This is a genomic window from Sorangiineae bacterium MSr11954, from assembly GCA_037157815.1.
GTDB classification, from domain to species: Bacteria; Myxococcota_A; Polyangia; order Polyangiales; family Polyangiaceae; genus Pendulispora; species Pendulispora albinea.
The window spans coordinates 2,749,522-2,771,200 of sequence record CP089984.1 but is presented as its reverse complement, the minus strand read 5'-3'; the positions used below and the strand labels follow the sequence as shown (position 1 = coordinate 2,771,200).

Here is a 21,679-nt window from a genome sequence, read left to right as displayed (position 1 = left end):
TACGCTCGACGATGACCCGCATGGCTTGATCCTCGTCGAAGAGAGCATGAAGGCAGAGCGCCTCGAGAGGGGCACCCACGGGTGGATCGCACAGAAGGAGCGAGGCACCCTTGAAATGCGCACGAACGCTCGCGTATCGCGACCTCCGGTGGGGCCGCACGAAACGCGAGGTAACGCAAGAAGTAAGTCGCTTACAGGTGGGCCCCGACTTACTTTGGTAGCTGGGGGTGGTTTCACCTTGGAGGGGGCCTGGATACGATATTCACGCACGAGTGGGGCGCGGCCAGCGTCCTAGGATCGTCACCCGAGACATTCGCCACCGGGCGCCTTCGCGCACAGTCGTGCGCATGGGCGAGCTCGACCCAGAATTCGTTCTGCCATTTCTACCCGCTCTGTCATTTCACCAGGAGTCATTGATGCTCACTTCACGCGCGAACGTCAGCGTCGAGGCGACCGAATCGGCGAGGGAGTCGCCCGATGGGAACCATGTCGAGCTCGTTCGAGAACAATCCGTGCGGGTCATCGCCGGCGCGGACGCGGACGCAGACACGACCGATCGAGGGGACGAGGTCGTCATCCTCGAACCCTCGATGATCCAGATCCATCAACTGGCGCGGCGGGTGGCCGCGAGTGACATTAGCGTGCTTTTGCTCGGTGAGACCGGCAGCGGCAAGGAGATCCTCGCCGAGACGATTCACCGCCACTCGGCGCGCAGGGACAAGCCCATGCTTCGTCTCAACTGCGCGGCCATCTCCGAGAGCTTGCTCGAGAGTGAGCTGTTCGGTCATGAAAAAGGCTCGTTCTCGGGCGCGGCCCAGGCCAAGTCCGGGCTGCTCGAGATGGTGAACGGCGGCACCGTGTTCCTCGACGAGGTCGGCGAAATGCCGCTCTCCCTGCAGGCGAAGCTGCTGCGCGTGATCGAAGATCGCAAGGTGACGCGCGTGGGCGGCTTGAAGCCGAGGGACATCAACGTGCGCTTCGTCACGGCGACCAATCGAAACCTGGCGGCCGAGGTCGCGCGGGGCGCGTTTCGAGCCGATCTGTACTACCGATTCAATGGCATTTCCCTCGAGCTTCCCCCGCTGCGCGAGCGCCTCTCCGAGATCGAGCCGCTGGTGCTGATGTTCTTGAACCGTACCGCCAAGCAAATAGGACGCAAGCCGCCGACCCTCTCGCCCGAGGTGCGCGCCATGCTCCGCCGGCACCCGTGGCCCGGTAACATTCGCGAGCTGCGAAACCTCGCCGAGCGCGCCCTGGTGGTGTGCGGCGATGGCGAGATGATCACGGTGGAGCACCTCCCCGTGGGCGAGATGGCCAGGGCCGCCTGCGCGTTTGCCCGCGCGTCGGACCCTCTCCTCTCCATGTCCGCATCGACGATTCCCCCACCGCTGGGAGACGCTGGCCCCGGCCGCAGCGAGCGCCAGCGGATCACGGACGCCCTTCAGCAATGCGCGGGCAATCAATCCTCCGCCGCCAAGATGCTTGGAATATCGCGAACGACCTTGGTCTCGCGCCTCATCGAATACAACCTTCCCCGACCGCGCGCACGACGCCGCAAGGACTGATGCCGCGCTCGCCGAACAGATTGTACGCGCAAGTCGTCCACATGTTTGGCGCGAGGGAGGCGGGACGAGGGGCTGAGTCGTAGGCGTACCCTCGCATCCATCGAGAATGACGCGGCCACGGGGAGCCTGTTCACGTCTGGCATCGGGTTTGCGCTGCAACGGCCATCGACCCCTCCGTTTTCAAAGGAAGACAACGATGTCACACTCCTACGGCACGCACGGACCCACACGCCCTCGTCTCGGAAGGCTTGCACGTCGTTTGGCGCTCGCGGTGTACCGCTATCAGGCGGCCAAAAGGGGATTTCACCAAGAGAAGAGCTCGTACGGAGAGCGATGTGCGGCCGCTGTGCAAACGAAGCTCCGGCGAGGCGAAGCGGTCTATCTGCTCGGCATTGGCGCGGGCGGGCACGACTCCGGGGTTGCCCTGGTGCGGGCTTCGAAGGAGCGCGGCATCGAGCTCTTGGTGAACAACGAAGAAGAGCGCTTCTCGGGCAAGAAGAACTGCACCGACTTTCCCGAGCGGAGCATCGCCGACCTCCTCGCGCAGATGGATCGACTGGGCATCGGCCCGCGCGACATCGACGCATGCCTCGCTTCATGGGATTACGTGACCCTCGGCGCCACGGGGGTCAAAGCCATGGTCGACGAGCTGCCGGGCAGCTTTCGCACGGCGTTCGATCCCGACGCCCAAGACCCGACCATGACCCCCGATATGGTTCATGCCGTGATGTTCGAGGCGGCCGCGCGGCTCGGGAAGAGCCTGGGGCTCGGGGAGCCTTTTCCCATCATCGGCATGCGCCATCACGACAATCATGCCGCGTTGGCCTACGCCATGTCCCCCTTCGCCAAGGGCGAGGAGCCGGTCATGGTGGCCGTCCTCGATGGCTCCGGCGACGATGGGGCGGTGTCGCTCTATTTGGCGCGTAGCGGGCAGCTCGAGCTGTACAAGAAGAACCGCGATCCCGCGGACTCGCTGGGGATGCTGTATTCGCTCATCAGCTGCACCCAAGGCGGCTGGAAGATCCTGCAATCCGAGGGTCGCTACATGGGGGCGGCGGCCTGGGGCAATGGCGATCGGCTGACCAATCCTTATTACGCGAGGCTCCGGCAAATCCTCTATTTTGGCGGCCAGGGCGAGGTCCTCTTGAATCGAAGCCTCGCCAACTGGCACCGCAAATCGTTTCTCGAGCCCTACTCCCAGGAGCTCATCGACATTTTGGGGCCGCCCATTCCACGCGACCGATGGTGGAACCCGGACGCCGTGCTCAATGTGGACGATATCGAGCACTCCGAGATTACCCAGGACCGGGTCGACAAGGCGGCCGCGCTGCAGCTGGTCTTCGAAGATGGGTTGTTTCACCTGCTCGGCAGCTTCATCCGAGAAACGGGGAGCTCGCGCCTGGTGCTCTCCGGCGGCTGCGCGTTGAACTGCGTGGCCAATATGCGACTTTTGGATCATTTCGACCGAGCGTTCTACGAGCGCTACCTGGGCCAAAAAGAGACCCGCCTTCATCTATGGGTGCCGCCCACACCCGGGGATTCGGGGGTGACCATGGGCGCGGCCTTCAACTTTGCGCTCGCGCAAGGGGCGCCTGCCGGAGCGCCGCTGGAGCACGCCTTCTATTGTGGCTCGGCGCCGAGCAGCGCGCAGGTTCGCGAGGCCGTGGAGGCCGTTCCGGAGATGGGGATGCTCGCGCTGGGGGATACGTCGAGCCCGACCATGCGCGGGCTGCTCGCGGATCTTCTCGGCTACATCGTGGCGCACGACGGGGTGGTGGGGTTGTTCCAGGGCGCGGCCGAAACGGGGCCGCGCGCGCTGGGCCATCGGTCGATTCTGGCCAATCCGTGCAATCCGAAGACCTTGGAGGTGCTGAACGCGCTCGTCAAATACCGCGAGCGAATTCGCCCCCTCGCGCCCATGGCCACCTTGGAGGGTGCGCTGCGCTGGTTCGAGCTATCGGAAGGAGCATCCGATCGCGACTACAACGCGTACCGCTATATGATCCTCACCGCCCGCGCGCGGCCCGAGGCATACGCGACCATCCCGGCCGTCATCCACAAAGACGGCACCGCGCGCGTGCAGATCGTGGACGAAGCGCAGGATCCGTTTACCTATGCCTACCTGAAGGCCATGGGACGGCGCACCGGGGCCGAGGTGTCCGTCAACACCTCGCTCAATGTCGCGAGCCCCATCGTGCAAACGCCCGTTCAGGCGTTGGAGGCGCTCCGAAGGTCCAAGGCGATGGACGGTCTTTTCATGGTGGGCGCCGACGGGCACGCATTTCTGGTTTGGCACGATATCAAGGCGCTGCCCAAAGACGGGGGCAAGAGGCTCCTCGATTGGGTGGCGGGCTGGCAAAACGAAGTAGGAGAGCGCGCCGGCATCCATTTGCCGCGAGCAACCGCGCAGGAGCAATACGCACCATGAACGGACGATCGCCGATCGGGCAAACCATCCTCATCACGGGCGCGAACACGGGCATCGGGCGGGCCACCAGCGAGGAGTTGGGCCGCCGAGGTGCGCGGCTGTACCTCGCGTGCCGCTCGGAGGCCAAAACGCAGCCCGTGATCGACGCCATCCGGCGCGAGAACGAGGGCGCCCATGTGGTGTTTCTACCGCTGGATCTCGGAGATCTGGACTCGGTTCGCCGCTGCGCGGAGCAGTTCCTCGCCTCGGGCGAGCCGCTGCACGTGCTGGTGAACAACGCGGGCCTGGCCGGTCAACGCGGCGCGACCAAACAAGGGTTCGAGCTGGCGTTCGGCACCAACTACCTCGGGCACTTTTTGCTCACCCAGCTCTTGCTGCCCCGGCTCCGCGCGAGCGCGCCGGCGCGCGTGGTCCATGTGGCGAGCGACTCGCACTACGAGTGCAAGAACCTGGACTGGGAGTCGCTCGCCCGACCCACGCGCACATTCATGGCCACCAAGGAGTACGAGATCAGCAAACTGTGCAACGTGCTCTTCGGCGCCGAGTGCGCGCGCCGGTGGAAGGGGCACGGCGTGCGCAGCTACTCCGTGGATCCCGGCACCGTCGCCTCGGATATTTGGCGCAAGATCCCTTGGCCCATCCGCACCGTCATGAAGCGCAAGATGATCAGCACCCAGGAGGGCGCGCATTCATCGCTTCACTGCGCCACCTCGGCCGACGTGGCCGATCACGATGGTCGCTATTACGCGCTCAGCGGGCACGATCGCGCGCCGAGCGAGCTCGCGCAGGACCCTACCCTCGCCCGTCTCCTCTGGGAGAAGAGCGAAGAGTGGGTCCGCGCGTGGTGCGACGGGCAGCCGGGCGAGTAAGGTCAGTCCCGCGCGGGTTCGTGCTTGCGGGCGCGAAGGAGCATATGGCCGAAGAAGCCCTGCTCGAGCACGAACCGCATGTGGTCGCACCCGGTGGTGAATTTGCGGAGGACGGATTTGCCGACGCTCGTCTGCAGGAGCGTCTCGCGAACCTCGAGCGCGCGCTCCTTCCAGCGGTCGGCCGAGGGTTTCACGTCCTCCGAGAGGTCGACGATCTCCAGGCTGCGAAAGCCGGCCTCGAGGGCGTGCGTGGCATACACGCCGGGGTTGCGCATGTAGATGCCGGGGCCCCAGGCGAGCTTCATGGGGATCAAGCGCGGTCCGTTCTTCAACATGAATACGAAGTGGCCGACGGGGCCTTTGCGCGCGACGGGATCGGTGACAATCAACCGGCCGCCGGGCTTGAGGACACGCCGCGACTCCACCATGAGCGCGCCCAGATCTTTGACGTGGCACGCCGTTTCCATGATGAAGACGACATCGCAAGACTCGGACGGAAGGCCCGTCCGAATGGCGTCGGCCACCTCGAATTTCAACGCACTGCCGCGCCCTTTGACATGGGCTCGGGCGAGCTCGATGCCCCGTGCGCTGGTGGAGATACCGGTGACCCGGCAACCGTACTTTTCGTTCAGGTAAATGGCGGCGTGGCCGGAGCCGCAACCCACGTCGAGCACATGGGTGTCTTTACCCAGCCCGCTTCCGGCCACGGCGAAGTCCACCATGCGGACGGTGGCCTTCGCCAGCGAGTCGTTCTTGTCCGTAAATAAACCGAAATGCATATGATCGCCCATCACCAGCTGGGTGGCCTCGGTGGTGAGATCGTAGTGCGCCGCGAGCACATCGGTCGCGTGCGATCGACGTTCGACAGTCCATTCCGTGGTCATGCGGACCTCCTTTCATTCCTGGGATTTCGCGCCGCGCTCGGCGCGATAATCGAATTCATCGGCACCGCCGATAATGACGTTCGAGGCAAATTCGAGCTGCTCGTCCGTGTGCTCGCTCGTGACGAACAAGCGAAGGCACGAGGAGTCCTTGGCCACGGCGGGATAGGAAACAGTGCCCACCTCGAGCCCTTGCCGGCGCAGCCAATCCCCCAGATAAGCAATTTTATCGTAAGAGCCGATGTAAACGGGGATGACCCACGACTCGGACTCGCCGATGGATACATGGTCGCGCAAGAGGGCGCGGAGCATGTTGGCGTTGCGCATCAAGCGCTCGCGGCGGAGGGAGCCATCGAGGCTCGCGGCCAGCGCCGGCACCTTGGCCAGGCCGCCGACCACGCCCGGGTTGAGCGCGCACGAGAACATGCGGCAGCGCGCGAACCAATTGATGTAGTGCGCCAATTCTTCTTTGGCGTAGACGGCGCCGCCCACGCCCCCGAACGATTTGCTCATGGTCATCACCAAGAGGTCGACCTTGTCGAGCACCCCTTGGGCGGCGGCCACACCGCGCCCGTTTGGACCGGTGAGCAGCATGGAGTGCGCCTCGTCGACGAGCAAATACGCGCCCCAGCGCTTGGTGACCTCGGCGATCTCGGCCACGCGGCCGAACGTGCCGCTCACCGAGTACACGCCGTCCATGGCCACGATCACGCGGTGGCGGCGCGCGTCGATGCCGGCGAGCACGCGCTCGAGATCGGCCGGATCGTTGTGGGCGAAGAAGCGGATTTTGGCGCCGGAGAGCTTTCCGCCCTCGAGGACGGACATATGCACTTTGCGGTCGCAGACCAAGTATTGATGCTCGTTGAGCAGCGCGGAGATGGCGCCCAGGTTGGCGTTGTAGCCGGACGAGAAGAGGCTGACGCCGTAGCCGGGCTGTCCGAGGTAGTCGGCGAGGGCGCGCTCGAACTCGCCGTGAACGCCCAAGGTGCCGCCCAGCACGGGCGATGACGAGGCGCCGAGCCCGTACGTGTCGAGGGCGTCTTTGGCGCCGGTGATGACGTGCGGGTGATTGGCGTAGCCAAGGTAATTGTAGCTCGTAAAGCTCACGCATCGGGACGTGGATCCATCCGCCTGGAGGACGGCCACGCTGGGCCCGGGCGACGACAGGTGCGGGCGCTCGAAGACGGCCTCGAGCCCATCGTTTTGCATGGCGGTGCGCCAGCTGCGGAGGTCTTCGACCTCGGTGAGGTCGCGGGCGCCGCGGTTCATGAATTGGTCGAAGGTGCGCTGCGCCCAATGCACCGGGGTGTCCGGCGCGGGTGGGGCGGCGGGCTGCGCGAGCGCGCCGAGGCAGAGGAGGCGATGGGTCTCGGCGCTCAGGGCGAGGACGGAGGTCGGGCTCATGAGGAGCTCCGGGGGCAAGGTGACGCCCAGGTGCTTGGTGATGCGGCGGTGCAGATCGGCGGACATGAGGGAGTCGAGGCCGAGGGCGGAGAGGGAGGCGGCGTGGTCGAAGGTGTCATCGGCTTCCAGGCCCAGCACGGCGCGGAGTTGCTCCACGAAGGAGGCGTGGACGAGGGGGCGGCCTTCTTCGGGGGGGAGCGCTTGAATGCGCCGGGCGAGGGCGGAGGTGGCCGGCGTGGGGTCGTCGGCGTGGTCCGCGTGCGCGGGGCTGTCGAGGTGCTCGGGGCTGTGCGTGCGCGCGGGGCGCGGGTCGTCGGGCCAGTACCGGCGACGCTGAAACGGGTACGTGGGGAGCACCAGCGATGCGTTGGCCCATGCTGCATCGACGTTCGACCATCGGACGGGCAGGCCCGCCACGAAGCACGCGGCCAAGGTGTGCGCGATGCCGTGCGGCTCGTTGGGGCCCGCGGGCATGCTCGACCAGAGGTGAAGGGTGCGCGCGGCCCCCGCAGGTGCGTACGGCGCATCGGCCGAGGCGGACGCCTGCGGCGCGTCGGCGGAGGCGGGCGCGTGCGGGCCGTCGATGGCGGCGCGTGCGTGGGCGAGCCATGGGTCATCGCCGCCAAGGGAGAGAAACGCCTGGTATCCGGCGCTTTGCAAGGTGCGGATGCCGCCGGCGAGGGCCTGCTCGGTGCGGGCGGCGCCTGGTGCGCGCTCGAGGTGCCGCAACCAGTGGCCGGCGTGGGTCATCGGCTCGTCCGACCCGTGTGCTTCCGCGGTGGAGATCGCGCGCAGGGCCGAGGTTGCGAAGGCCACGCCGGCCACGATTCGGGCGCGCTCGTGGTGCGCGGACGCGGACGCATCGCCCTGGCGTCCCCACGCGATGGCCAAGCGCAGACCGTCCTCGAGGGACACGATCCCCGCCGTGCACGCGGCGGCGAGCTCCCCCGGACCGTGCCCCAGGACGGCCTCCGGCTCGATCCCCCAGGAGCGCCATAGGCCCGCGAGGGCCATCTGCCACGCGAAGAGCGCCGCGTGCTCCAGCGGAGTTCCTTGCGCACCGTCGAACCAAAGCTCGGACGCGCGCGACGCGTCGGGCAGCTCGGCACGGCATCGTTCGAGGACGCCGCGCACCACGGGCTCGCTGCGCGCAAGGGCGATGGCGCGCTCGCGCGCGACGGTCCACGTGGAGGGAAAGACGAAGGCGACCAGCGGGGGCGGACCGCCCAGGACCGAGCCCGCGAGCGCGCCCGCCACGACGTGGCCTCGCGCGATGGCGTGGAGCTGCGCGCGCCACGCGGCGACGTCGCGTCCGACCACGGCCAGCCGATGCGCCATGGCGTTGCGGCCCGCGTTGGCGCTGTGCGCGACGCTGGCCGGCGATGCGTGCGTGTGCGCGAGCGCCTCGGCGAAGCGCGCCGCGTGCTCGCGCAAGGCCGCGTCGGTTCGGGCGCTGAGCGCGAGGACCCGCGCGGGGCGCTCGTCGGCGAGGGGCGCGGGGCGGACGTGCGCCAGAGGGGGCGCGCCCTCCACCACCACATGGGCGTTGGTGCCGCTGTAGCCGAAGGCGCTCACGCCGGCGATGCGGCGATCCTCGGCGGGCCATCGAACGGCGTGGGTGGCGATGCGCACGGGCAGCGTGTCCCATGCGATGGTGGGGTTCGGCTCGTCGAAGTGCAGGTGCTGCGGGATCCGTTCGTTCTGCAGCGCCAGGACCACCTTGATCAGCGCGGCGATGCCGGCCGCCGCCTCCAAGTGCCCGATGTTGGTCTTGACCGAGCCGACCCAGAGAGGCTCCTTGCGCGCGCCCGCGAACGCGCGCCCCAGGGCCTGCATCTCGATGGAGTCGCCCAGCGCGGTGCCCGTGCCCTGCGCTTCGACATAGCTGACTTGGTCCGGCCGCACGCCGGCCACCGTGAGCGCGTCGCGCACCAGCCGCTCCAGCGCGCGGCCGTTCGGCACCGTGAGCCCGCTGCTCGTGCCGCTATGGTTCACCGCCGAGCCACGGACCAGCGCCAGCACGTCGTCGCCATCGGCGATGGCGTCCGACAAACGTTTCAAGACGACCACGCCAGCGCCCTCGCCGCGCCCGAACCCGTCGGCGCCGGCCGCGAACGATTTGCAGCGGCCATCCGCCGACAGCATGCCCTTGTGCGACTGGACGATCATCGTCTCGGGCGCCAGGTTCAAGTTGACGCCGCCCGCCAGGGCCAGATCGCAGTCGCCCTGGCGCAGGCTCTGGCAAGCCTGGTGCACGGTCACCAGCGACGAGGAGCACGCGGTGTCGAGCGCGATGGCCGGACCTTGAAGGCCGAGCGCGTACGCGATGCGCCCGGCCGCGATGCACAGGCGGTTGAACGACATGTTGGCCATGTTGACCACCGAGCCGCCCGCGCCGGCCTCGCGTGCGGCGAAGTCGAGGTGCATGATGCCCATGAACACGCCCGTCTTGGTGCCGCGCAGGCGATCGGGCGCCTGGCACGCGCGCTCGAGGGCTTCGTGGCACACCTCGAGGAGCAGGCGCTGCTGGGGGTCCATCGAGCGCGCCTCCTTCGGGGCGATGCCGAAGAAGAGCGGATCGAAGTCGGCCACGTTGCGCACGAAGTGCCCGTCGCGCACGTGCATCTTGCCGGGTGTTCCGGGCCTCGGATCGTACAGGGCATCGGCGTCCCAGCGCTCCGCCGGTACGCGCTCGAGGGTGTCTCGGCCCTGGCGGAGCAGCTCCCAAAAGCCCTCCGGGCTGGCGGCGTCGCCGGGGAAGCGGCAGCTCAGGCCGATGATGGCGATGGGCTCGGCCTGGATCACGCGCTGCTTGTCGCGCAGTTGTTTGGCGGCAAAGGCGAGCTTGATGGCCGGCAGCTCGGACAACCGTTGTGTCATTTCATCCATGGCGTGCCCTTGGTGCGTGCGTGCGTGCAAATGCAGATGAGAAGCAGGTGGGGTCAGCGGGTCGAACGCGGAGCGCGACGCTCAGAAGCGCAGCTCGGCGTCTTCGCGCAAGAGGATGTCGTCGAGCATGGCCGCGACATCGGCGTCGACGGGGCTCTCGGGCGCGCTGCCCGCGGGGGCCTCCTCGACCGGGAGCACCTCGCTGGCCACGAAGGCCGTGAGCGCCTCCAGGTTGGGGTGATCGAAGGCCACGGTGCCGGGGAAGACGCGCTCGAAGCTCTTTTGCAAGCGGTTGCGCAGCTCCACCGCCATCAGCGAGTCCATCCCCAGCTCCGAGAAGCCCTGCGCCGGCGAGGGCAAATGGTCCGCCTGGATGCCCAGGGTCTTCATGATCAGGAGCTCGATGTGCCGCGACAGCTGGGCGCGCCGCTCGCGCGGGGGCGCTTCGAGCAACGTTCGAACGAAGGGCGGGCCGCTCGGATCCGACTCCTCGGCGCCGGCGCGGAGCTCCGAGAACATGGGCATCGACGCGAGGGGTCCGAGCTTGCTCCAGTCGAGCGGCATGACCGCGGCTTGGGCGGGGTGGCTGCGCATCAGCATCTCGAGGATGGCGAGGCCCTGCTCGGGCTCGATCGCGTCGATGCCCGCGGCCATGTCCTTGCTCGTCATGTCCTCGCCGGCCGTGCGCTCGGCGGCCAGGCCCACCCAGCGCCACGCGCCCCAGTCGATGCTCAGGGCGGGGAGGCCCTGGGCGCGCCGGAGGTGGGCCAGCTCGTCGAGAAAGAGGTTGGCCGCCACGTAGTTCGACTGCCCGGGGCGGCCCATGACCGAGGCCGCGGACGCGTACAGGACGAAGTGATCCAGCGGGAGATCGCGCGTGTGCCGGTGCAGGTGCATGGCGCCGTCGATCTTGGGGCCCATCACCTTGGCGAAGCGCTCGGGGGTCTGCTGGAGGATGACGCCATCGTCGAGCACCCCGGCGGCGTGGAGGATCCCGCGCAAGGGCGGCAGCTCGGCCGCGATGGTGCCCAGCATGCGCACCACGTCCGCTTCGTTGCCGATGTCGCCTTCGAGCACGATCACCTTGGCGCCGGTGGCCTCGAGCTCCGCGCGCACGTCGGGAGGCAGCGCCGAGGCGCCGCGGCGGCTCACCAGCGCGAGGCACCCCGCGCCGCGCTCGCCCAGAAAGCGCGCCGTCAACGCGCCGAGGGCGCCGGCGCCGCCCGTGATCAGATACGTGGCGTCAGCCCGGAATCGCAGCGGATCGCCGGAGGCGGCCAGCGCCGGCGCGCGCTGGAGACGCGGCACGCGGCGCCCGTCCTTGCGGAGCGCGACGTACGTCTCGGCATCGTCGGCCGTGAGCTCCGCGAGCAAGCGCATGGCCAGTTGGTCGGTGTCGCGCGCGGGCAGGTCGATGTACTTGAGTTGAAGCTCCGGGTGCTCGAGGAGGATCACCTTGCCGAGCCCCCACGCGACGGCGCCCGCGAGCTCGAGGGCGTCTCCGCCCCCGGCCGATGCGAGGGCGCCTTGCGTCACCACCCAGAGGCGCGGAGCGTTCTTGCCGCCGCGCGCGACCAGGGCCTGCGTCAGGTGCAAGAGCTCGGAGGCGTGCGCGTGCGCGGCGGCGGGGAGATCGCTCTCGCGGGCGGCTCTTCGAAGGCTCCCCAGGTGCACGACGGCGTCGATGGTCAGCCCTTCGCGCTCCAAGGTGTCGAGCACGGCGCGGTAGTCGTGGGGCCGCGCGGGGTGGATCTGGAACGTGCGCGCGTCGAGCCTCTGGAACGCGGGGCCGGCGACGACCATGTAAGGTTGCGCGCTCTGCGCGACGAGCGCCTCGCGCAGCTCGCCGCCGAGGCCCGTGGCCTCCGCGAAGAGCAGGACGCCGCGGTTTCGGAAGCGGTCGTTGGCCATGTCGACGGCGCGCGACGGCCGCCATGCCACGTCGTACAGCCACTTGCGCAGCGCGCGCTGCTTGGAGCGTACGATCCGCTCGCGGCTGACCGGCTTGAACCGAAACGATGTGAGCTCGGCGATGGGCTCCCCATCCGGCGCGAAGAGCGCGAGATCGGCCGAGAGCTCTCCGCCGAGGTCACCGGTGGTGCGCGCATGAACCCAGAATTCGCGCCCGGGGGAGCGGAAGAAGCGGAGGGCGCCCGCGCCCACGGGGAGGTACGCATCGTCGCTGGGCGCTTGGCCGTCGAAGCCGGCGCCGAGCGATTGAAAGCACGCGTCGAGCAGCGCGGGGTGCAGGCGCAGGGACTCCGCTTCCTTGGCGAGGCTGGGATCGCACACGATCCGAGCCAAGGTCTCGCCCTCGCCCGCGTAGACCTCGTGGATGCCGCGGAAGGCGGCGCCGTACGTGATGCCGGTGCGCTGGAGGTCCTCGTAGAAGCGCGCGACGTCTTGGGTGCGCGGGCAGCGTGCCTGGAGCGCGGCGCGGTCGACCTTGGTGTCTCGCGCGGCGGCGGGATCGCGCGGCGCGAGGTGCGCCTCGCGCGGGGCGCGCTCGCCGAGGTGCACGCGGCCGCTGGCGTGGCAGACCCACGACGGTTGGTCCAGCGACGTCTCGGGATCGAGGCTCGCGATCTCGAAGGTGTACGAGCGGCCCTCGGCGGGCGTGAACACGGTGGCCACCCGGGTGGGGGTGGTGCCGAGCTCCAGGGGCTGGTGGAAGGTGACGTCCGAGACCTGCACGTCGTGCGTACCGAGCGCGCGCTGTCCTCCGGCGAGGGCCATTTCGAGGTAGCAAGCGCCGGGGAGGACCACCGCGCCATAGACGAGGTGGTGCGCGACGAAGGCCGGCCGGCTGGCGTCGAGGGCGTTGTGGTACTGCACCTGCTTCGCGGGGGACGCCACGCGCTCGCCCAAAAGGGCGTGCGCAAGCTTGATCTTGCCGCTCTCCTCGCCCCAGTTTTCGAGGGTGCGAATCCAATACTTCGCGCGCTGAAACGGGTAGTTCGGGAGGACGAGCACCTGCGGCCGCGGGTCGCGGTGCAGCGCCTTCCAGCGCACGTCCACCCCGGCGCCGTGCAGCTCGGCCAGCGCTTCGAGCATCTGGCGGCTGGCGTCGCGACCTTTGCGCAGGCTCGGGATCCAAACGGCGCGGCTCGCGGGCAAGGCGCCCTGGCCGAGGCCGAGGAGCGCAGGGCGCGGCCCGAGCTCCAGGTAGATCGCCGTATCGAGCTGTTCGAGCGTGTGCATGCCCGCCTCGAAGCGCACCTCGCGGCGCACGTGATCGACCCAGTAGGCCGCGGTGGCGACCTCGGGGCCGGCGAGCTTGCCCGTCAGGTTGGAGACCAGCGGCAGCTGCGGAGGGGCATAGCGCACCGTGCGTGCGACGCGCGCAAAGTCCTCGAGCATCGGCTCCATCAGGGCCGAGTGAAAGGCGTGGCTGACCGTCAGCCGTTGGACGCGCACCGGGATCGCTCGGAGGTGCGCGATCACGCGCGCCACGCCGTCCGCGGGGCCGGAGATCACCACGTTGGCGGGGCCGTTGGTCGCCGCGATGGCCACCTGTGCGCCGGCCGCTGCGAGGGCGATGGCGCGCTCCACCTGGGCGCGCTCGGCGAACACGGTCCACATTTGGCCGGTGCGGGGCAAGGCCGCCATCAGTCGGGCGCGCGCGGCGATGAGCGCGAGGACGCCCTCGCGATCGAACACGCCCGCGAGGTGCGCGGCGGTGAGCTCGCCCACGCTGTGGCCCAGGAGCCGATCGGGCTCGACGCCGCGTTCGCGCCAGAGCGCCGCCAGGGCGATCTCCAATGCGACCAGCGCCGGCTGCGTGTAGCGGGTGTCGTGAATCGGGTGAAGCGGTGCGGACGGATCGTCTGCGTCGCCGGCGGCATCGGGGCGCGCGTCGAACAGGACGTCCAAGAGCGGGCGTTCGAGGTGCGGCGCGAGGATCTGCGCGCAGTGATCGAGGGCGCTTCGAAATGCGGGCTCCTGCTCGTACAGCTCGCGGCCCATGTGTGCGTATTGGGAGCCCTGGCCGGAGCATAGAAATGCGATTTTGGGGCGTTGCGGGGGGGTGGTGCGCTGGGCGCTCCGAAGAGCCTCCGGGTCGGAGAGGCGATCGAGCTGCGCGCGCAAGTCGCTCGAGGACGTGACGGTGAGGGCCACCCGGTGCGCGAGGTGCGCGCGGCCGATCTGGCTGGTGTAGGCGAGATCGCGCAGCGACGCTTCGTGCAAGGTTCCGTCCGGGCCCAGGGCGGTGCGGTAGCTTTGCACCAGGGCGGCGAGTGCCGGCGCGGTCTTCGCGCTCAGCGCGACGATCTGCGGGCCTTCTTCGTTGGCGTGGGTCGCAGGCGACGGCGGCGCCGGCGCACCCGATAGCGCTTGCGCCTGCGCCACGGCATCGTCGGGTGCGGCGAGCACGATGTGCGCGTTGATGCCGCTCAAGCCGAACGCCGAGATGCCGGCAAAGCGGCGCGCCGGGGGATCGGACCAGGGGGTCTCCTCGGTGACGACGCGCAAGGAGCCGCGCTGCCAGTCGACGTGGGAGCTCGGCGTGCGCATGCCGATGTGGCGCGGGATGCGGCGATGGCGCAAGGCCTCGACCACCTTGATGATGCTGGCCACGCCGGCCGCGCCCTCGAGGTGACCGATGTTCGACTTGACGGAGCCGACCAACAGGGGCCGCCGTGGATCGCGGCCGGGGCCGAAGATGGCGTGCAGCGCGTCGAGCTCGATGGGATCGCCCAGGGACGTGCCCGTGCCGTGGGCCTCCACGTAGTCGATGTGATCGGGCGAGAGGCCCGCGGACGCGAGGGCCTGCTGGATCACCTCCTGCTGCGCGGCCCCGTTGGGCACCGAGATCCCACCGGCCGATCCATCGTGGTTCACGGCGGATCCGGCCACCAGCGCCAGCACCGGGTTGCCGTCGCGGACCGCGTCGGAGAGGCGTTTGAGCACGATCACGCCCAAGCCTTCCCCGCGCCCATAGCCGTCGGCGGAGTCGTCGAACGTCTTGCAGCGACCATCGGGCGCGATGGCGCCCAGCTTCGAGAGCACGATGTAGGGCTCGGGCGACAGCATCAGGTTGACGCCGCCGGCCAGCGCCAGATCGCACTCCCGATTTCGTAGCGCGGCCGCCGCTTGATGCAAGCACACCAGGCTCGACGAGCAGGCGCTCGCCACCACCATGCTCGGACCGCGCAGCCCCAGATGGTACGAGATGCGGCCCGCCGGAAAGCTGAACTCCATGCCCGTGCCGCTGTAGGGCAGATCCTCCGGGTGGAGGCTCTCGAGGGGGATGCGGCCGTAGTCGACGGAGAGCACCCCCATGTAAACGCCCGTCCGGCTGCCCGAGAGCGACTGCACGGAGATGCCCGCGTTCTCGATGGCCTCCCAGGCCACCTCGAGCAAGATGCGCTGCTGCGGATCGATGGACCCGGCCTCGCGGGGCGATACCCCGAACGCCTCGGCGTCGAACGCCGACACGTCCTCGTCGAGGAAGCTGCCCACCTTGGTGTACGCCGACCAGCGCTTGCGGCGCTCGGGATCGTAGAGCCGCTCGGCGTCCCAGCGCTCGGCCGGCACGTCGCGAACGGTGTCCTTGCCGGCCGCGAGCAGCTCCCAGAACGCGCGGGGCGTGTTGCACCCGCCGGGAAAGCGGCACGCGGTCGATACGATGGCGATCGGCTCGGGGGCCGCCTTTTGCAGCTTCTCCACCCGGGCTTGCAGCTCCTGAATGACGTGGGCCGCGCGTCGTAGGGCGTCCAGGTTGGCTCTCTCGGCGTTGTCGGCTTGGTCGTGGTCGTGGTTCATCTCGGTCATCGGCTCGGACTCCCGTCTTGCAGCGAGCTCCATGCGTTGTGAATCAGCCGTTCCAGATCGCGTGCGCTCATGGCGTGGACATCCTCCGAAGCCTTGCGCATCGGCTCGGGCGCGCGGACCGGCTCGGGATCGGGCGCAGGATCGGGCTCGGGCGCCGCGGGCTGTTGCGCCAGCTCGAGCTCCGTCAGATGATCCGCGAGCTTTTGCGCCGTGGGGTTGAAGAAGACCAAGGTCGCCGGCAACGGACGATCGAACGCCCGCGACAGGCGGTCGCGGAGCTCCACGGCCATGAGCGAGTCCATGCCGTGCTCCATCAGGTTGCCGCGCCAGATGGCGGCGCGATCGCTCGGATCGAGCTTGAGCACCGCGGCGACCGCCTGCGCCACATGCTCGCGCACGAGATCGGTTACGGCGCTGCGCGAACGCGGCGAGCGTGGAGAGTGCGAAAGCGCTTCATCGAGCCGCTGGCGCAGGTCGCCTTCGGCGCCCCACGTCGGGCCCCGCCCATCGGCGAGGCCCGCGAACAGCGCCTGGCGGCTGCACGCGCGGTGCTCGCGCAGCCATGTGTCCCACTGCATCGGCGCGATGCACGCCTGCGCGAGCTCGCTGCCCACCACCGCATCGAGCGCGGCGAACCCCGAGGGAGCGTCGATCCCCTCGTACCCGCTCATCGGCCTCGCCTGCGCCGTGCGCGCGACCTGCGCCGCCATGCCCAGCTTCCCCCACGAGCCCCAGGCGACGGTGGTGGCGGGCAGGCCGCGTGTGCGTCGATGGTGCGCAAAGGCATCGAGGAACGCGTTGGCCGCGCAGTAGCCCGCCTGGCCCACGTTGCCCAAGGTGCCCGCCATGGATCCGAAGGTAATGAAGAAGTCGAGCGGCAGGTGCTGACTTGCAGCGTGCAGGTTCCAGGCGCCCGACACCTTCGGCCCCAGCACCCGCTCCAGCTCGGACCAGCTCTGACGCGGCAGCAGCGCGTCGGACAGAGTCCCCGCGAGGTGCACGACCCCGCGCAGATCGGGGATGCCCGCGACCACCTCGCCCACGCGCGCGGCATCGGTCACGTCGGCGATGGCCATGGCGATGTGCACGGGCTCCGCCGCGTTGCGCGCGCGCAAGGAGGCGATGTCCTGGAGCACCGCGTCGCTGGGCGCGCGGCGCACGAGCAGGTGGATGCGGGTCGCGCCGCGCGCGATCAGCCAGCGCACGGTGGCGAGGCCCAGCGCACCCGCGCCGCCCGTCACCAGGTAGCTCGCGCCGGGGCGCACGATGGCCTCCGGCGCGTCGGGCTCGAGGGTCGAGCGGCTCAATCGGGGCACGTACGGCATGCCGTTGCGCATGGCCAGGCGGTCTTCGCTCGCGAAGCGTTGCATCCACGCAACGAGGGCCGTCGCCGAGGCGGTGGCTGGCTCGATGTCGACGAGCCCGATCGACGCATCGGACAGCTCGTGCCGCAGCGCCCGCGCAAACCCGCCGAGCAGCGCTTGAAACGGGCGATCGGCGACGTCACCCTGCACCACGGCCTCCGCGCCTTGGGTGACGAACACCCAGCGCGACGAGGTCGCGCCGCGCTCGGCCAGGGTCTGCGCCAGGAGCAGCGGCGGCTGGAGCACGTGCTTCGACGCCGCCATGGGATCGCCGTCGCCTTTGCCGAGGCCGGGCTGCCCGTCGAGCGACCAGAGGTACACGATCCCCAGGCGCTCGCGACCGCGCGGGCGCAGCTGCTCGAGCAAGCTCCGGAAGTGATCGGGCCTTCGCGGCGACATCGCAAAGCGGCCGGGCTCGGGGGCGGCGAAGCTCATCCCCCGCGACACGGTGGCGACCTCGCAGCCGCGCGCGCGAAGCTCGTCGGCGATGCCTTGGCCGATGCCGCGTTCATCCGCGAAGACGACCCAGCGATCGACGGCGGGGACCGCATCGGCGGCCACATCGTCGAGCTCCGCCCGCTGCCAGCGCGTCTCGAAGAGCCAATCGGCCCAGGGCGCCGTGGCCTTCGGCGCCAGCGGGCGCGCGAGCAGCCCCTCCACGGTCGCCACCAGCTGCCCGCGCTCGTCCCACATCCACACGTCGGCCCGCGGGGCGTCGTCGGGCGCATCGGCGCGCCGCTTCACGTGAACGCGACGGACGTCCGAGGCCCGCGCCCAGCACTGAAAGCGCGTTAGGCCGACGGGCAAGAAGGTGCGCGCGTCGTCCGCCCCGTGGCCCGCGTGGCCGACCATGGCAAAGAGCTGCAGGCACGCGTCGAGCAAAGCCGGATGAAACATGTACGACGCGGGCTCGCGGCGAACCTCGTCGGGGACGCGCAGCTCGGCCCACGCCTCGCGCTCGCCCCGCGCGGCGCTCTTGAGCGCGCGAAAGGCGGGCCCGTAGGCGATGCCGCGCGCGCTGCACGCCTGAAAATGCTCGGCCAGATCGACGCGGGCGGCGCCTTCTTCGGGCGCCTCGGCGACCAAGGGAGCCGAGGGCCGCGCGCGAGCCGGTACGAGCTGGCCGCGGGCGTGCAGCACCCAGTCGCCTTCGCCTTCGCCGTCGCTCCGGGCGCGCTCCTGGCCGAGGATCTCGAACGAGACGGCGTGCGTGCGCGCCGTTTCGTCGGCCGCCTCGCCGTTCTCTCCCACGGCGCCCTCTTCGACGGCGCCCTCTTCGACGGCGCCCTCTTCGACGAGGTCCTTCGCGACCGCGTCCTTCATGACGATGTGCAGGATCGTCGGCACGTCATCCAACACGAGCGGCCGAAGGAGCTCGAGCGCTTCCAAGGTGCGCGGGGCAAAGCGAAGCTGCTCGGCGGCGGCGAGCGCCATTTCGATGTAGCCGGTGGCCGGCATGACGGCCCGATCGCCCAAGCGATGTTGCGCGAGGAACGCGGGCGCGTTCGCGGACACCTCCAGCTCGAACACCGTGAGCCCCGCGGGCAGCGCCGGCGAGCGCACCGGCTTTCCGCCGAGCGCCAAAGCGCCCCGAGGCTTGGGGGGCGCCTCACCGAACCAGCGATTCGACTTGGTCAGCCAATACGACCTTCGATCGAACGGGTATGTCGGGCAGTCGCGCCTGCGGGCGCTCCCCTGCCCTCGGAGGTCCGCATCGGACCGCACGAAGGTGTCGATGGCGCCGGCTTCGTACGCTGCTCCGAGCGCCGACCCGAGCCCGGCGACGTCGTCCCGAGACGGCCGGAGGCTCGGAACGCCCACGAACGCGCGGGGGTTCGCGCGCCGCCGCGCGATGCCGAGCAAGGTGGGCTTGGGCCCGAGCTCGATCAGCACGCGCTGGCCCTTCTCCTCCAGCGCATCGAGCCCGTCGGCGAAGCGCACGGTGGAGCGAAGGTGCCGAACCCAATACTCCGGATCGGCGACCTCGTCGCGAACGAAGCCGCCCGTGAGGTTGCTCACCAGGGGTACGCGCGCGGGCTTTGGCTTGGCCGCCGCGACCCGCGCGCGAAAGGGCTCGAGGATGGCGTCCATTTGCGGCGAGTGAAAGGCGTGCGACACGCGCAGGCGCTGGCCGCGCACGCCCCGCGCTTCGAGCTTGGCCAGCACGGCGGAGAGCGCGCGCTCGTACCCGGAGAGGACCACCTGCGTGGGGCCGTTCACCGACGCCACCGCCAGCTCGGTCTCGTAGCCCACCAGCGCGAGCCGCGCCGCGGGTTCGTCGAGCTCCACGGCCGCCATGGCGCCGTCCGGCCCGAGCGACTGCATCAACCGACCGCGCTCGCAGACGAGCTGCAACGCTTCCTCTAGGCCGAACACCCCGGCCAGGTGCGCGGCCACGTACTCGCCCAGGCTGTAGCCGAGAAGGGCCCGGGGCTCGACCCCGCGCGCTCGAAACCAGCAGCTGAGCGCATACTCCAGCGCGAACAGCGCGGGCTGCGCGTGGCGGGTCTCTGCGAGCACCTCGTCGCGCGCGTCTTCCGCGAATGTCAGCTCGCTCAGTCGAAAGCCCGCGTGCTTGGAGACCACGGCCTCGCAGCGCTCCCACGCCTCTCGAAACACCGGATCGTGGAGCCACGCCCCGCGCCCCATGCCGGCGTACTGCGCGCCTTGGCCGGTGAAGAGAAAGGCGACCGCCCCCGCGCCGAGCTCCGCCGCCGATCGGGCCTCGAGCTCCGCCGCCGATCCCGCGCCCGGCTCCCCGGCGCGGCGCGAATCCGAGCCGTCCGCCTCGAGCTCCTCCAGCTTGCGCACCAGCTCGCGGCCATCGCGCCCCGTGATGGCGCGTCGATGCGCATGGTGCGTGCGGGCAAACGTCGCCGTGTAGCAAACGTCCTCGACGCGCACGCCTTCCCGAGCGAGCAGCTCGCGGTAACGACGAACGAGCCCCGCCAGGCCCGCCCGCGATCCGGCCGACAGCGGCAAGAACAGCGGCGCGGACGGCGGCGCATTCCCCGCCGCTACTTCGTGCTCGTTCGCACCGGCGTCACGAGCACCCGCCTCCGCCAGGATCACGTGCGCATTGGTCCCCGAAAATCCAAAGGAGCTCACGCCCGCGCACCGCTCCGCATAGCCCTCCGGCCACGCGCCCGCCTCCGTGGCCACGCGCAGCGGCCACGCGTCCCATGCGATATGCGGATTGAGCTTCTCCAGGTGCAGATGACGCGGAATGGCCCCCCGCTCCACGCACAGGGCCGCCTTGATCAACCCCGCGATGCCCGCGGCGCCCTCCAGGTGCCCGACATTGGTCTTGAGCGAGCCGACCAAGAGCGGACGCTCATGGCTCCGCCCCTTGCCGTAGCTCTCCCCGAGCGCCTCGATCTCGATGGGATCGCCCAGCGGCGTTCCGGTCCCGTGGGCCTCCACATAGCCCACGTCGTGCGGAGCGACCCGCGCGCGCTCCAAAGCTCTGGCGATCACGCGCCGCTGCGCGGGCCCGTTGGGCACCGTCAGACCGCTGCTGCGCCCATCTTGATTGACGGCCGTGCCCTTGATGACGGCCACGATGGGATCGCGATCCCGGAGCGCGCGCGAGAGGCGCTTGAGCACGACGGCGCCGCATCCTTCGCCGCGCACGATGCCGTTGGCGGATGCGTCGAACGTGCGGCACACGCCGTCGGGGCTGAGCATGCGCGAGCGGCTCTCGATCAACGTGCCCACCGGCGAGAGCACCAGGTTCACCCCCGCGGCGATCGCCAGCTCCGCGTCGCCCGACAAGAGCCCCTGACATGCCAAGTGCACGGCCACCAGCGACGCCGAGCACGCGGTGTCCACCGTCATCGCGGGCCCCTCGAAGCCAAAGGTGTACGCCAGGCGGCCGGCCGCCACCGCCATGCTGTTGCCCGCGCCCGTGTGCGCGTCGATCACGTGCGGCGCGCGCGTGGCGAGCTGCGCATAGTCATTGGCCGAGAGCCCCACATAGACGCCGGTCATGGATCCCACCAGGGCGCGCGGCACCAGCCCCGCGCGCTCCAGCGCCTCCCACGCGACCTCCAAGAGGAGCCGGTGTTGCGGGTCCATGGCCTCGGCCTCGCGCGGAGAGATTCCAAAGACGGCGGGGTCGAAGCCATCGATGCCGTGCACGAAAGAGCCTCGCCGCGTGTACACGGTCCCGGGCTTGTCCGCGTCGGGGTCGAAGTACGCGTCCACGTCGAAGCGATGCTTGGAGGGGACGTCCTCGATGGGATGAAAGCCCGCCATCAGCGCGTCCCAGAAGCTGTCGGGCGAGTCCACGCCGCCCGGCAGACGGCACCCGATGCCGAGGATGGCGACGGGCTCGTGCTCCTCGCGTTCCTTGGCCTTGAGCTTTCGGTCCGCCTCTTGGAGCTGGCGGAGCGCTCGCTCCATCAAGTGGCGGTATCGTGTGGAGTCGTTCTCGATCGCAGCCATCGTGGCGAAGGTTCCAGAGCAACAAGCGCACCACGCACCTTGGTCGCCTTGCACCAAC

At 69.6% G+C, this 21,679-nt stretch carries 7 protein-coding genes; 3 read left to right on the top strand and 4 right to left on the bottom strand.

The features are described from left to right. Positions 1 to 416: 416 nt before the first annotated feature. The 3 genes from LZC94_10700 to LZC94_10690 all read left to right on the top strand — a co-directional run bounded on the left by LZC94_10700 (position 417) and on the right by LZC94_10690 (position 4,862). Positions 417 to 1,565: a sigma-54 dependent transcriptional regulator gene (locus tag LZC94_10700; protein WXB17719.1), complete on the top strand. Its 1,149-nt coding sequence runs from the start codon at positions 417 to 419 to the stop codon at positions 1,563 to 1,565. 346 nt (positions 1,566 to 1,911) lie between these two features. Beyond that, on the top strand, positions 1,912 to 3,993 hold the full coding sequence (locus tag LZC94_10695) for a hypothetical protein (protein ID WXB17718.1): 2,082 nt from the start codon (positions 1,912 to 1,914) through the stop codon (positions 3,991 to 3,993). Next, a complete protein-coding gene (locus LZC94_10690) occupies positions 3,990 to 4,862 on the top strand; it encodes an SDR family NAD(P)-dependent oxidoreductase (GenBank protein ID WXB17717.1) in 873 nt (290 codons plus the stop codon). The genes LZC94_10695 and LZC94_10690 overlap by 4 nt, the downstream gene beginning before the upstream one ends. 2 nt (positions 4,863 to 4,864) lie before the next feature. Here LZC94_10690 and LZC94_10685 read toward each other — a convergent pair whose 3' ends face one another. The 4 genes from LZC94_10685 to LZC94_10670 all read right to left on the bottom strand — a co-directional run bounded on the left by LZC94_10685 (position 4,865) and on the right by LZC94_10670 (position 21,621). Further along, entirely contained in the window at positions 4,865 to 5,746 is an 882-nt protein-coding gene (locus LZC94_10685; GenBank protein WXB17716.1) for a methyltransferase domain-containing protein, read from the bottom strand. 12 nt (positions 5,747 to 5,758) lie between these two features. Continuing rightward, positions 5,759 to 10,036: an aminotransferase class I/II-fold pyridoxal phosphate-dependent enzyme gene (locus LZC94_10680; GenBank protein ID WXB17715.1), complete on the bottom strand. Its 4,278-nt coding sequence runs from the start codon at positions 10,034 to 10,036 to the stop codon at positions 5,759 to 5,761. Positions 10,037 to 10,117: 81 nt separating this feature from the next. Further along, positions 10,118 to 15,811, bottom strand: a complete 5,694-nt coding sequence (locus LZC94_10675) for a type I polyketide synthase (protein ID WXB17714.1) — start codon at positions 15,809 to 15,811, stop codon at positions 10,118 to 10,120. Next, positions 15,808 to 21,621, bottom strand: coding sequence for a type I polyketide synthase (locus tag LZC94_10670; GenBank protein WXB17713.1), 5,814 nt, complete (start codon positions 21,619 to 21,621; stop codon positions 15,808 to 15,810). Before LZC94_10670 ends, LZC94_10675 begins: the two co-directional genes overlap by 4 nt. Positions 21,622 to 21,679 lie beyond the last annotated feature (58 nt).